This is a genomic window from Micromonospora violae (assembly GCF_004217135.1).
In the GTDB taxonomy this organism is placed as follows: domain Bacteria; phylum Actinomycetota; class Actinomycetes; order Mycobacteriales; family Micromonosporaceae; genus Micromonospora; species Micromonospora violae.
The window spans coordinates 6,040,691-6,053,919 of sequence record NZ_SHKK01000001.1 but is presented as its reverse complement, the minus strand read 5'-3'; the positions used below and the strand labels follow the sequence as shown (position 1 = coordinate 6,053,919).

Below are 13,229 nucleotides of genomic sequence, written 5' to 3'. Positions count from 1 at the left end.
AGCGTCCGCAACGTCGCAGCTACTGCCGCTGCGGGAAAGAGAGCGAGGCCGCTCCCGGAAGGAGCGGCCTCGCAAGTCGGCGGTTAGCCGACCCGGTCGGTCCAGGCGGTACCGAGGATCACCTTGTACGAGCTGATCCGCACGGGCGACAGTGTCAACCGCTCATGGGCGAGCAATTCGCCCGTCGCCGGATCGAAGATCAGAAGAGATTGCGCGTCGTGTTCGCGGTCGTCAAAGGTGACGGCGACTCCGTTCCGACCGGCGCGGTCCGTGACCTGCCCCCGCCAGCGGAAGCCGGGAACGTCGGCAAGGACCCGCAGGACCGCCGCTCGGGTCGCACGCGGTACGACGTACCGGCCGTAGAGCGTGCTGACCTCCTTGCTCGCCGCCCCCGCGCCGTACTCGACCTTCAGTCGCTCCCGCAGCTCGGACGCGACGGCCGACGGCGGCCTGAGCTCCCTGGGCGGTAGCGGAATGACACTCGGTGCGGGAGTGCCGGTGGCTGCTGGCCGCGCGCTGCTTTCGCGCTGCCAGTAGTCCCGAGACTCCTGGTCGGGGTATTGCGGCTCCAGTTGGGAGCTGGCCTGGTTACCGGTCCCGTCTGCGGCCTGCCAGACCTTCGTCTCGCTGGCAAAGGCCACGTGGTGGCGACCGTCGGCGGACGTCATCACCGGATCGCCCCACAGCTTCGAGTGGTGATACATGTAGCGCCCGCTCTGATGGTCGTACGCCGCGTCTTTGATCTTGTCGGCCAGCCTGCGCAGCTGCGGGCCGGCGGGCGGCGGATCCGCGTCGAACTGGTACGCGACCGGCACGAGTACCAACCCCGCTGCCGCCACCGGTTCGTCCGACGTGTCCGGTGCGCCCCCGCCGAACGGCTGGAGCACCGCCACGGCACCCACCGCGACCGCCAGGGTGCCGGCCACCAGAACCACCCGGCGTGCCGGTCGTACGCGACGACGCCCGGCCACCATCTCGGTGGCGTCGGCGCGGTCGATCAGCTCGCGCGCCGAGACCAGTGGTGGCCCGACGGCGGCGTTCCGGGCCGGGTCGGCCGGGCCGAGAAGAGTACGGGTTCGCTCTGCTCCGAACATCACAGATCCTCTCGAATGGTCATCAACACCGGGCTACGCCGGGTCGTCGCGGGCCGGTCCGACATCGCTTCGGCAAGACGGCGGCGCGCGCGATGCAGGCGCACCGCGGCGGTCGCCCCGGTGCAACCGAGAACCTTGGCCGCCTCGGACACCGTCAGCTCCTCCCAGCCGACCAGCCGCAGGATCTCCTGGTCGAGGTCGTTCAGGTTGGCCAGAGCAGTCCGGATGTCGGCGACACCGACGCTCGTGTCGGCACCCGACGATCCGGCCAGTCGCTCGAGGTCGACATCGGTGATCGAGAGGAGGTCCGGTGCGGCACGTCGCGACCGCCACTGGTTCGCCAGGAGGCGCCGGGCCACCCCGTACAGCCAGGGCAGATTCCGCTCCGGCACCTCGGCGCGGCGACGCCAGGCGACGACGAAGACCTCCTGGGCAAGCTCCGCGGACGCATCCCGGTCAGCGAGCCGGCGCAGGCCGTATCGGACGATGTGCTCGTACTCGGCGGCGTAGAGACTGGTGAACCAGCCCTCGTCCCGCTGCAGTGGACCCACCCGAACCCCCATTGCCTCGGCGACTCTCACAGTGGCTTGTGTCGCTAGAGGCTCCGGGATTACCGCGCGGCCTCGGGCGGGTGCCGCCCACCCGGAGACGAGCGGTGCGGTCAGTCGTCGATCGCCTGGTAGACGGTGGTCCAGAAGTCCTGCCACATCGGCAGCCGTTGGTCGCCCGCGTGCGCCCGCTGCATGAACACCATCGCCGTCAGGTCCTCGGCGGGATCGTTGTACCAGACGGTGCCGTAGAAGCCGGGCCATCCATAGCTGCCCACCGAGGGCCCGAGGTGGGTGCGGCGGGTGCGGACCGACATGCCGAGACCCCAGCTGATGGCGTCGAAGTATCCGGGCCAGAACCCGGAGACGGCCTTCTGCGCCGGGGTCAGGTGATCACTCGTCATCAGCGTCACCGCCGGCCGTGACAACACCCGCTCGCCGCCGTAGGTGCCGCCGGCAAGCAGAGCCGAGGCGAAGGCAAGGTAGTCCTGGGCGGTCGAGACGAGCCCGCCGCCACCGGATTCGAACAGCCGCGGTCGGCTGAACCGCCCGTCGGGGGCGTCTTCGACAACCGGCTCGCCGGTGGTGGCGTTGTCACGCTCGTACGCCGTCGCCAACCGGCCGATGCTCTCGCCTCCCACGCTGAACGCGGTGTCGGTCATCCCGAGCGGCTTGCAGACCCGTTCGCGTACGGCATCCCCGAACGACATGCCGGTGGCTCGGGCGATGAGCACACCGGCCACATTGGCGGCGGTGTCGTACATCCAGCGCTCACCCGGCTGATGAACGAGCGGAAGGGCACCGAGCTGGCGGATCCATTCGTCCGGCGACGGATAAACGAGAGCGTCCAGCGCGTCGGCGATCGGGACCGTACCCGGCTCGGCGGGGACCATGCCGGTGCCCAGGGTGCCGTCCAGGACGTCCCGCAGCGTGATCGGGCGGGCCGCCGGGACGGTGTCGTCCAGCGGCCCGTGCGGATCAACTAACACCGTCATGTTCGCCAACTCTGGGAGGAGATCGTCGACCGGGTCGTCAAGACGGAGGGTGCAGTCCTCGACGAGGGTCATCGCGCACACGGCGACGATCGGCTTCGTCATCGAGCCCAGGCGAAAGATCGTGTCGCCCGCCATGGGCGTCCGCGACCCCGGGCCCTCGAACGCGAGATGACCCGTCGACTCGATGTGCACCTCCCCGTGGCGGGCGAGGACGGCCACCACGCCCGGGACGAAGCCGGACTCGACGTGGCGCTCAAGCAACCCCTGCACCCGAGCCAGCCGTCTCGACGAGAAGCCGCCAACAGCCACGTGTTCCCCCTCAGGTCGTCCCGTCTGGGAAATTACACGCCGAGTGGCGTTCGCGCGGTCCGTGCCCAGGTGGGGCGGAATTTCACCGACATCGCGGGCGCGGGTGATACTTCCTTGCCCGCTGATCGAGGGCGACAAGGAGCAGCCGCATGCAGCTGGAGTCCGGAAACGGCGACGATGCCGTCGCACGCGCACGGGAGCTGGTTCTGGCCAAGCAGTTCGAGCCCGCCGTCGCACTGCTACGCGAACATCTGACTACGCATCCGGACGACGGTGTCGGCTGGCGCCGCCTCGCCGGCGCGTTGATCGGGCTCGACGAAGAGGCTGCCGCGGTCGGTGCCGCCAGCCGAGCAATCGAGATCAATCCCGAGGATGCGGTGGCCTACCGCTATCGCGCGCTGGCTCATCAGCAGATCAGCAGGTACCGGGAGTCGTATGTCGACGCGAAGAGAGCAGTGGAGCTTGCACCCGATGATCACGAAGCGCTGAGCCTGCTCGCCTTGAATGTCCTCGCGGTCGGTCGCGACACGGCACGGTTCAAAGAGCTCATCCAACGAGCGCTCACCGTGAATCCAGACAGCGCCACAGCGAGGGGCGCACTCAAGGGGTATCGGGAGATCCAGCGCCGCACCGTGGCGGTCGCGGCAAGCCTTGCGGCCTTCCCCGTCGCGGTCGTGCTGCTGTGTGGTTGGTTCGCGGTAGACACCGGCAGGTCGAGCGACGCTCGTTGGATGATCTGGCCCGGCATTGTCGCCGTAACCGCCATGGTGGTTCTCGCCCCGCTCACTCGGTCTGCGGGACGAGTGTTTCCGACGCTCACGTTGACCCAGGTGTCCACGGCGGCGATCGCCGCTGGAGTCATCGCGGCCGGTGCGGGGTACGGCGCCACGCGAGCAGTCCCAGCCGCAGCCGCCCTTGGCCTGCTTTCCGTCGCGATATCAGGCTTGTCGGGAATTCCTCTCTCGCGGCGCGGCGCACGAAAAGGCACGTCCTTGCACCACGCAGGTTCTGAAACCGATCTGTCACGCGTGTCCTGAGACCCGACATCGCGGGCACGTAACGGGCACGACCGACTCTCCGCCACCACCGACACCCTGTTCGTGATCGCCGCGGTTGTGCGGCCTACTGGTACGTCAGCGGCAGATACCGCTCCCGGCCGCTCTGCTCAGTCGTCTGCGTGAACCCGGCCGCCTCCAGGATGGCAGCGAACTTAGCCCGTCTGCGTCGACGAATGGAGACCAGAAATAGGGTGACAGACATCAGCGCCGCCCAGGCGACGGCGGCGACAGCCGCGGCGGCGGTGGGGGACGTCGCTCCTAGCCCGAGCCGCACACCGAGGATCGCGCACAGCACGGTGAGGAAGACATAGAGGAGCCACGTTCGCTGCTTGTCGTCATTCCAGCCCTCGAGGTCGTAGCTGATGCGGGCCTTGAACAGCTCCAGCACGTCGGGTTCCACGGGGGGCAGTGGGCCCCCGGTGGAAGCATCCGGGTACTGCACTCGGTTCCGCTCGGCCCTTTCGCGGGCCTGCGGACGGGGGTCGGGTACGAAGAACAACTGCGGTCCGCTGCGGTGTCGCTGCCGTGTGTCCGTGTACGCGTAACCGAATTGCTCGGCAACAGCGGCCATAAGGGCGAGTGAGCGCAACGTGGCCACCTGCTCGACCTCCACCGGCTGCCCGCCGGCCATCTTCCGCAGCATTTTCCGCACGTGCCGCTGTCCCACCAGCGATCCCCCATCACATCGTTGATCAGACTTGCACAGCCTCTCGCCCGGGAAAGACCGGAGGTCCATCCACCAGTGCCATGGTCCCGGTTGAGCTAAGCCCACCGTAGCGAGTTCGAGACATGCCGCAGGGAAGCGGGCCGCCGATCGGCCCACATGGGCCGTGCCCGCGCTGGCGTTCCTCGGCCTGTCCAAACTCATCTTCTCTACCACCCCAGCGGCACCCGTCGACAACGCCGGCGAAAACCAAGCGGCGACCGCCGTGAAGGACACCGACAAACACCCTCGCCCTGCGAACCTGCGTCCGGTCCCGACGATGCCGGTTCAGCGGCGGCCAGGGCTGGTGCCCGTGCCGGCAGCGGCGTTCGCGCCTCGCACCAGCTCCGACCTGAAGCAGAACCGGTGAAGCAACCCGAACTCATCCCCACCACGCCCGTCGAGCAGCCCCGCCCGGGGCCCGAGCGGACCGGCTCCGTAAGCCCTTTGCCAAGGACGCGCTCAAGCAACTCGCCGAAGAGAACGGCGTCTGCGTCCGACCTCTGGCCCTGCGGCGCACCGACACCACCACCGGTCTGACCGAGGTCGTCGAAGTGCCGTGCGGGTGACCATCACGTGGCGGGTGACGGACGGGGTGCCGGTCAACGTGGTGCGGCGGGTGGTCGGGCACGAGAAGGCGTCGACGACGCTGGACCGGTACACGCACACGCCCGAGGATTACGCCGACCGGGTTCGGCTGACGATTCGCTGACTTTCCGCCCGTCGCCTCGACCGGCCGACCCGGGAGACACCCCGTCACCTGGCCGGAAGCGCTCCCGGCAAAGGGACGACCCCCGTCGGGGGGAGACGGGGGTCGTCGGAGGTTCGGCTCCGGGGGGGTCGAGCCGAACCACTCAGCGGTCACGGGGGGTGCAACCGCTGAGGGTCTGCCTGTTTCGAGGATGTGAATGCTCGTCGTACGGACAAGTCTGCCTGAGCGGGCCCGTCACGTCGAGTGGTGCCGACTCCACTCACTGCGAAATTATCCTCGCAGAGTGTGAGCGCCATCACGCGGAGCGGAGATGATGCTGCCAGCCCGCAGGTCTGAGGGGTGGCATGACCCCGGGCACCCGCCGACGATAGACCATCCGGCTAGACTTTCGCGCCGTGGGCCGAAGTGCCGCTTTCTTCGATCTGGACAAGACCGTCATCGCCAAGTCGAGCGCCCTGGCGTTCGGTAGGCCGTTCTACCGGGATGGGCTGATCACCCGGCGTGACGTGGTCAAGTCGGCGTACGCGCAGCTGATGTTCCGGCTGGGCGGCACCGACGAGCAGACCATGGCCCGAACACGGGACTACCTGGCCGCGCTCTGCAAGGGCTGGCAGGTGGAGCAGGTCCGCCAGATCGTCGCGGAGACACTGCACGAGCTGATCAACCCCTATGTGTACGCCGAAGCCGCCGCCCTGATCGAGGAGCACCAGGCGGCAGGGCGGGACGTGGTGCTGGTGTCGGCGTCGGGCGAGGAGATGGTCCGGCCGATCGGCGAGTTGCTCGGGGTGACCGACGTGATCGCCACCCGGATGACGGTGCGGGACGGCCGGTACAGCGGTGAGGTCGAGTTCTACGCGGCCGGCCCGAGCAAGGTCGAGGCGGTCAGCGAGTTGGCCGCCGCCCGGGACTACGACCTGGCTGATTCGTACGCCTATTCCGACTCGTACAGCGATCGCCCGCTGCTGGAGTGCGTCGGCCACCCGAGCGTGGTCAACCCGGACCGGCAGCTACGCAAGCTGGCCTCGGAGAACGCGTGGCCGGTGCTGGAGTTCCGGCACCCGATTCCGCTGGGTCGGCGCCTGCGGGAGCGACCCGCGGTCCCGGTGGCCGCGGCGGCCCTGGGCGTCGGGGTAGGTGTGGCGATCGGCATCGCCTGGTACGGCCGACACCGTCGCACCCGCGCCGCCACCACCGCCTAACCCACCCCACCCACCGCCCGACCCACCCCGCCCCACCGCCCCTAGCGTCGATCAAGGAGTTGCGGTGGGCACGTTCGACGCATCTGCACCTTTTGCGGGGCACCACAACTCCATGATCGACGCGGCGCAGCCGGCTGCGGCCGGGGTAGCGGGGCGCGCTGGCGGGGCGACGTGGCGCAGCCGGCTGCGGCCGGGGTAGCGGGGCGCGCTGGTGGGGCGACGCCGTGCAGCCGGCTGCGGCCGGGGTAGCGGGGCGCGCGGGCGGGGCGGGGCCGGGTTGGGGACGGCGGGGCTGGTCAGGTGGTGGCTAGGATTTCGTCTCCGATGGTGGTGAGCTGGTCGGCGCCGACCTCGACGGCGGCCATGTAGTGGCGTAGCCAGGAGCGCAGCCCGTCCGGGGTGCCGGTGGCGAAGGCACCGGCCGCGCCGACGTACTCGGGCTCCCTCTCACGGTGCCCGACGTCGACGGCGAGCAGCCCGCGCGGGTCGAGGCCGCTGGCGAGCAGCACCAGCCGGGCGGCTCCGCGGGCCACCACACCGGACGGCCCGGCGAACGGGCGTAGGTTCAGCAACTCCCCGTGTACGACCGCGGCGAGCACCAACGGGGAGACCTTCGTGCCGCCGGCGACGAGACCGGCCAGCCCGTCCAGCCGGGTGGCGACCACGGGGTCGGCCACCGGGCGGCCCAGCTCGGCTTCCGACACCAGGTCGCGGGCGGCGAGCACGTGCAGCTTCGCGAGCGCCTGGCGGGGTGCCTTCGGCCAGAGCTCGCTGAGGCCCGGCAGCGCCCCGGCGACCCGCAGCGCACCCTGGAGCACCGGGTCGGTCACAGTGCCGGCCCGGACCGCCTCGCGCTCGTGGTCAGCCCCTTCGAGAGCCGCGCTGGCGACCGCCGAGCGCAGGCTGACCTCGGCGGCGACCTGTCCCCCGTGGCGGCGCAGCGCCCGATGCCCGAGCGCCTGGTCGAACCGCTCGCGGGCCTGCTCGACGGCGGCGGCGATGTCGGCGAGCGCGAGCAGGGGCGCGAGCGGGTCGGTGGTCACCCCGCCACGCTAACGACCCGACCCGACCCGGCGGGCCCCACCCGCCCGCATCGCGACCCGGACCACCCGACCCGATGCGATTGGCCGGCCGGCCGAGCCTTGATCAACACGGGATTGGTGAAATCGGGGGGTTCACGCGAGCCGGACACCCCGATTTCATGAAACCCGTGTTGATCAAGAACCGTCCGCGACGGACGGGGACAGGGCCGTCGGGCGCGCGGCGGGGGCCACTCGGCGCGACGGAGTGGGCAGCCGTGGCCGGTCGAGGTCCCCGCGACTACCCTCGTGCCATCGAGACGCAGGTCACCCCGAGGATGAGGAGCCACGGCATGAGCGAGGCATTGGCCAATCTGCTGAGCGAGACGCGCCAGTTCCCCCCGCCGGCCGAACTCGCCGCGCACGCCAACGTCACCATCGACGCGTACGCCGAGGCGGAGGCCGACCGGCTGGCCTTCTGGGCGAAGCAGGCCGACCGTCTGGCCTGGTCGAAGAAGTGGGATGAGGTGCTCGACTGGTCGAATCCGCCGTTCGCGAAGTGGTTCGTGGGTGGGCAGCTCAACGTCGCGTACAACTGCCTGGACCGGCACGTCGAGGCGGGCCGGGGCGACAAGGTGGCGATCCACTGGGAGGGCGAGCCGGGCGACACCCGCACCATCACGTACGCCGACCTGCACGCGCTGACCTGCCAGGCGGCGAACGCGCTCACCGACCTGGGGGTGACCGCCGGTGACCGGGTGGCGATCTATCTGCCGATGATCCCGGAGGCGGCGGTGGCGATGCTGGCGTGCGCCCGGATCGGCGCCGCGCACAGCGTCGTCTTCGGTGGCTTCTCCGCGGACTCGTTGAGCAACCGGATCCAGGACGCCAGCGCCAAGGTGGTGATCACCGCGGATGGTGGTTACCGGCGGGGCAAGCCGTCGGCGTTGAAGCCGACGGTGGACGAGGCGGTGGCGAGCTGCCCGTCGGTGGAGCACGTGCTCGTGGTTCGCCGTACCGGCGAGGAGGTGGCGTGGTCGGCGAAGGACCACTGGTGGCACGAGACGGTGGAGACCGCGTCGGCCGAGCACACCGCGCAGCCGTTCGATGCCGAGCACCCGCTGTTCATCCTGTACACCAGCGGCACCACGGCGCGCCCGAAGGGCATTCTGCACACCACCGGCGGCTACCTCACCCAGGCGTCGTACACCACGCACGCGGTGTTCGACCTGAAGCCGGAGACGGACGTCTACTGGTGCACGGCCGACATCGGTTGGGTCACCGGGCACTCGTACATCGTGTACGGCCCGCTCTCCAACGGCGCCACCCAGGTCATGTACGAGGGCACCCCGGACACCCCGCACAAGGGCCGGTTCTGGGAGATCGTCGACAGGTACAAGGTGAGCGTGCTGTACACGGCTCCCACCCTGATCCGGACGATGATGAAGTGGGGCGACGACATCCCGGCCGGGTTCGACCTGTCGTCGCTGCGGCTGCTGGGCAGCGTCGGCGAGCCGATCAACCCGGAGGCGTGGATCTGGTACCGGCAGCACATCGGCCGGGGCGAGCTGCCGGTCGTGGACACCTGGTGGCAGACCGAGACCGGCGCCATCATGATCTCGCCGTTGCCGGGGGTGACCTCGGCCAAGCCGGGTTCGGCGATGACGCCACTGCCGGGCATCGTGGCCGACGTGGTGGACGACCAGGGCCAGTCGGTGCCGAACGGTGGGGGCGGCTACCTGGTGCTGCGCGAGCCGTGGCCGTCGATGCTGCGCACCATCTGGGGTGACGACGACCGGTTCATCGACACGTACTGGTCGCGTTTCCAGGGCATGTACTTCGCTGGCGACGGTGCGAAGAAGGACGACGACGGGCACATCTGGCTGCTCGGCCGGGTGGACGACGTGATGTTGGTGTCCGGGCACAACATCTCGACGACCGAGGTGGAGTCGGCGTTGGTGTCGCACCCGTCGGTGGCCGAGGCGGCGGTCGTCGGCGCGACCGATCCGACCACCGGTCAGGCGATCGTCGCGTTCGCCATTCCGCGGGGCAGCACGGACATCGCTGGTGACGCGGGCGAGCAGCTCATCGCCGACCTGCGTAACCACGTGTCGAAGACGCTCGGCCCGATCGCCAAGCCGCGGCAGATCATGCTGGTGCCGGAGCTGCCGAAGACCCGCTCGGGCAAGATCATGCGCCGGCTGCTGCGGGACGTGGCGGAGAACCGGTCGCTGGGCGACGTGACCACGTTGCAGGACTCCTCGGTGATGGACCTGATCTCCTCGGGGATGAGCGGCGCGAAGTCCGACGAGGACTGACGAGAGGGCGTACCCCAGCGGTGGGTGGCGGTCCGGACGGACCGTCACCCACCGTTGTCTTTTGTGGAGGACGCCGCAGGGGCCATGTGATAAACCGGTTAACCAGATAACGCATCGATCACGATCCGGCCGTGGGGGGTTGTTCGTCATTTAGTTTTCTCGCTGGTCGGGCGACCTCGAGGAGCCTCACGCACATCGAATCCGCCCGACGTCCTCTGCCCGAGAAACGGAGTGGCATGAACAGAAACTCCCATCCGGGGTCGCGTCGACGACTACTCGTCGCGCTGCCCGTCATCGCCCTCGCGGCCACGTCACTGACCGTGAGTGGCAGCGCGGCTGCCCAGACGCCGTCCAGCACCCCCCGGGCGGTGATCGGTGCGGATGAGTACTACATCAACTACGCCGAGCCCGAGGTGCAGCCGGACACCACCGGCCGTGAGGTGAAGGGCAAGGGTGGCATCTACACCCCTGCCGCGGAGTCCGCGCGCCAGTTCGACCAGAAGCACGCCCGGGGCAACCCGGTGACGGCACGGCAGCTGGCCAAGGCCGAGGCCCAGTCGCTGAAGACGGGCAAGAACCCCCGCCAGTTCAAGAAGGCGCCGACCACCCAGACGGCGAAGCTGCTCACGCTGCTGGTGGAGTTCAACAACAACGCCAACGACGACTTCACCAACGTGATGGTCCCCAAGACGGTGTTCGAGGACCGCACCTGCGTCCCCGGCACCGTGCAGAACGGGCCGAAGCACAACAAGATACCGGACCCGGCGAGGTTGCCCCACAAGGACAACAATTCGATGTGGGTGCCGGACTTCTCGCCGCAGCACTACAACAAGATGCTCTACAGCAAGAAGGGCATCACCGAGCGGGTCCGCACGGACCTGAAGGGCCCGGACGGCAAGAAGGGCATCGACCTCTCCGGTCGCACGATGCACAACATGTACCTGGAGATGTCCAAGAACGCGTACACGGTGGACGGGCAGGCCAGCCCGTGGATCACCGTGCCGCACTCGGAGGGCTGGTACGCGGCCAACCGCTGCACCCAGGACGCGGAGGGCAACTGGGTCCCCGGCCGGGAGCAGTCGATGAACGGCCACCCGGACAACCCGGCCGGCGCCGGTCGCCTGGCGGGCGACGCGATCGAGGCACTCGCCGCGAAGGACCCGGACTTCCCGTGGGCCGACTACGACATCGAGGACCAGGCCGACCGCGACGGTGACGGCAACTTCTTCGAGCCGGACGGCGTGATCGACCACCTCGTGCTGGTGCACGCTGGCAAGGGCAAGTCGAGCGGCGGCGGCGACCAGGGTGTGTACGCCGTCTGGGCGCACTCCTCCTCGGTTCCGGGTGGCTACACCATCCCGGGCACCGACCTCAAGGTGTCGAACTACATCGTGCAGCCGGAGGACGCCGGCGTCGGCGTCTTCGCCCACGAATTCGGCCACGACCTGGGCCTACCGGACCTCTACGACACGTCCGGCAACGCCGACTCCGACGTGGACTTCTGGGACCTGATGGCATCCGGATCGCACTCGGGTGAGATCTTCCAGGCGCTGCCCACGCACATGGGCATCTGGGACAAGTGGGTGCTCGGCTGGGCCGACCCGCTGACCATCCGCCCCGGGTCGAACCCGCGTGAGGTGAAGCTCGGTCAGACGTCGCGTACGCCGATCGACTCCGAGGACGGTATCAAGGTCGACCTGCCGGACAAGGTGACGACGTTCGCCACGCCACACAGCGGCACCAAGATGTGGCACAGCAACAACGACCAGGAGTGGGCCGACGTCAAGCTCAGCCGCTCGGTCGACGTGCCGGCGGCCGCCGACTCGAAGTTCTGGATGTGGAACAACTACATCATCGAGGAGGACTGGGACTACGGCTTCGTCGAGCTCTCCACCGACGGCGGCACGACCTGGACCGAGCAGAAGGTCTACGACGAGGCCGGCACCGTGGTCACCACGCCGGACAACTACGGCGACCCGAACGGCCGGATGAACGACTTCGGCGGCAAGAAGTACGGTCTGACCGGCAGCACCGACGGCTGGCGGCACGACTACGTCGACTTGTCGGCGTACGCCGGGACGACCGTGCAGCTGCGGCTGCGCCTCGCCACCGACGAGGCGTTCGAGGAGCGCAACTGGTTCGTCGACGACTTCTCGGTCACCGGCGGCGGCGCCACCACCTGGAGTGACGACGTCGAGGGCGGCGCCAACGGCTGGACGGCCACCGGCGGCACCTTCGTCGACACCACCGGCGAGGGCTGGGTGATCGACAGCGGCACCGAGGTCCACGCCCAGTACTACCTGGCGGAGTGGCGCAACTTCGACGGCTTCGACGCGGGCCTGCAGTACACCTACGACACCATCTACTCGCGCGACGCGTGGAAGGTCGACCGGATCAAGTACAACGCGCCGGGCATGCTGGTCTGGTACCGGGACACCGCCCTCGGCGACGTCAACCACGTCACCGGGCAGATGACCGCGCTGCCCAGCTACGGCGCGAAGGGCGGCCTGCTCATCGTCGACTCGCACTTCGACCCGTACCGCCGTACCGGCGAGGCGGCGGTGAAGGACCCGTCGGTGACGGACAATCTGCCCAGCCGTCCGCAGTCGTCGAACGCGGCCTTCACCTTGCAGCGGACGTACCCGTTCAAGGAGTGCCTGGAGGCGGCGGACGAGCCGTACAGCGAGTACTGCACGCAGTTCAAGGGGCTGCCGCCGGTGAAGAAGTTCACCGACGCCCAGGGCTGGTACCCGGGCATCGAGATGCGCGACGGTGCCGCGTACGCCCGGGACAACGACGCGTCGGTGGTCCTGCCGTCGCGGGACAACGCGCCGTACACCACCCGGGTCACCAACCCGGACGGCAGCCCGGCGCCGGAGTTCTACGGCGTGACCCTGGGCGGTGGAGCGATCGTGCTGGGCACCGGCAACCCCGGCGACGAGGGCGTGAACTACGGCGTCTCGCTCACCATCAAGAAGGCGGCCGCTGACAACTCGTCCGCCACGATCTTCGTCACCCCGGCGAAGAAGTAACGGATTCGCAGCTCGGCAACTGACGGTGGGGCCGGTGGCGGAGACGCTGCCGGCCCCACTGGCGTACATCGATCAAATTGATCGAAATGGGTCGCTGTATACGGGATCGAGCCAATCGTCGCTGGTCAGCGTGGCTGATGAAGCGCAGGTGTGTGACGGTGAAAAGCATTCCCAACAAAATCTTGCAACAAATCGACGCGACCGTCTTCCCACCCGTCCCGCCAGTGTCTAAGTTCACCATT

12 protein-coding genes are annotated in these 13,229 nt (G+C 68.9%); 7 read left to right on the top strand and 5 right to left on the bottom strand.

Annotation, left to right across the window (positions count from 1 at the left end; all coding sequences use genetic code 11):
• Window positions 1-83: 83 nt before the first annotated feature.
• From EV382_RS27350 to EV382_RS27340, 3 genes are all read right to left on the bottom strand, one after another.
• Window positions 84-1,094 (bottom strand): CU044_5270 family protein, encoded by a 1,011-nt coding sequence (locus EV382_RS27350; protein ID WP_130406509.1) that lies wholly within the window; start codon window positions 1,092-1,094, stop codon window positions 84-86.
• Window positions 1,094-1,645 (bottom strand): RNA polymerase sigma factor, encoded by a 552-nt coding sequence (locus EV382_RS27345; protein WP_244236826.1) that lies wholly within the window; start codon window positions 1,643-1,645, stop codon window positions 1,094-1,096. Before EV382_RS27345 ends, EV382_RS27350 begins: the two co-directional genes overlap by 1 nt.
• A 110-nt stretch (window positions 1,646-1,755) precedes the next feature.
• Complete coding sequence (locus EV382_RS27340; RefSeq protein ID WP_130406507.1) at window positions 1,756-2,946, bottom strand: serine hydrolase domain-containing protein; 1,191 nt, start codon at window positions 2,944-2,946, stop codon at window positions 1,756-1,758.
• A 149-nt stretch (window positions 2,947-3,095) separates the two neighbouring features.
• Between EV382_RS27340 and EV382_RS27335 the strand changes: the two genes are divergently transcribed.
• Window positions 3,096-3,983 carry a tetratricopeptide repeat protein gene (locus EV382_RS27335; protein ID WP_130406505.1) on the top strand — a complete coding sequence of 296 codons (888 nt, stop codon included), beginning with the start codon at window positions 3,096-3,098 and terminating at the stop codon, window positions 3,981-3,983.
• A gap of 85 nt (window positions 3,984-4,068) precedes the next feature.
• Here the strand turns inward: EV382_RS27335 and EV382_RS27330 are convergent, their stop codons facing one another.
• On the bottom strand, window positions 4,069-4,671 hold the full coding sequence (locus EV382_RS27330; RefSeq protein ID WP_130406503.1) for a hypothetical protein: 603 nt from the start codon (window positions 4,669-4,671) through the stop codon (window positions 4,069-4,071).
• Window positions 4,672-4,834: 163 nt separating this feature from the next.
• On the opposite strand from EV382_RS27330, the gene EV382_RS33165 reads away from it, so the two are divergent.
• From EV382_RS33165 to EV382_RS27320, 3 genes are all read left to right on the top strand, one after another.
• Window positions 4,835-5,077 carry a hypothetical protein gene (locus EV382_RS33165; protein ID WP_208758503.1) on the top strand — a complete coding sequence of 81 codons (243 nt, stop codon included), beginning with the start codon at window positions 4,835-4,837 and terminating at the stop codon, window positions 5,075-5,077.
• Window positions 5,078-5,272: 195 nt separating this feature from the next.
• Complete coding sequence (locus tag EV382_RS32935; protein WP_165435687.1) at window positions 5,273-5,419, top strand: hypothetical protein; 147 nt, start codon at window positions 5,273-5,275, stop codon at window positions 5,417-5,419.
• Window positions 5,420-5,814: 395 nt separating this feature from the next.
• Entirely contained in the window at window positions 5,815-6,618 is an 804-nt protein-coding gene (locus tag EV382_RS27320; RefSeq protein WP_030486293.1) for an HAD family hydrolase, read from the top strand.
• Window positions 6,619-6,914: 296 nt separating this feature from the next.
• Here EV382_RS27320 and EV382_RS27315 read toward each other — a convergent pair whose 3' ends face one another.
• Window positions 6,915-7,661: a Fic family protein gene (locus EV382_RS27315; RefSeq protein ID WP_130406501.1), complete on the bottom strand. Its 747-nt coding sequence runs from the start codon at window positions 7,659-7,661 to the stop codon at window positions 6,915-6,917.
• A 329-nt stretch (window positions 7,662-7,990) separates the two neighbouring features.
• Between EV382_RS27315 and acs the strand changes: the two genes are divergently transcribed.
• The 3 genes from acs (at window position 7,991) to EV382_RS27300 (ending at window position 13,219) form a co-directional block, all read left to right on the top strand.
• Window positions 7,991-9,955, top strand: coding sequence for an acetate--CoA ligase (acs, locus tag EV382_RS27310; RefSeq protein ID WP_130406499.1), 1,965 nt, complete (start codon window positions 7,991-7,993; stop codon window positions 9,953-9,955).
• Window positions 9,956-10,191: 236 nt separating this feature from the next.
• The gene (locus EV382_RS27305) at window positions 10,192-12,987 is read left to right on the top strand and encodes an immune inhibitor A domain-containing protein (RefSeq protein WP_130406497.1); all 2,796 of its coding nucleotides are present in this window, start codon (window positions 10,192-10,194) and stop codon (window positions 12,985-12,987) included.
• 34 nt (window positions 12,988-13,021) lie between these two features.
• A complete protein-coding gene (locus EV382_RS27300) occupies window positions 13,022-13,219 on the top strand; it encodes a hypothetical protein (protein WP_130406495.1) in 198 nt (65 codons plus the stop codon).
• Window positions 13,220-13,229: the final 10 nt, after the last annotated feature.

Coding starts and splice junctions, on each gene's coding strand:
- EV382_RS27350 (WP_130406509.1), bottom strand. CDS start 1,094: ATGTTCGGAGCAGAGCGAACCCGTACTCTTCTCGGCCCGGCCGACCCG.
- EV382_RS27335 (WP_130406505.1), top strand. CDS start 3,096: ATGCAGCTGGAGTCCGGAAACGGCGACGATGCCGTCGCACGCGCACGG.
- acs (WP_130406499.1), top strand. CDS start 7,991: ATGAGCGAGGCATTGGCCAATCTGCTGAGCGAGACGCGCCAGTTCCCC.
- EV382_RS27305 (WP_130406497.1), top strand. CDS start 10,192: ATGAACAGAAACTCCCATCCGGGGTCGCGTCGACGACTACTCGTCGCG.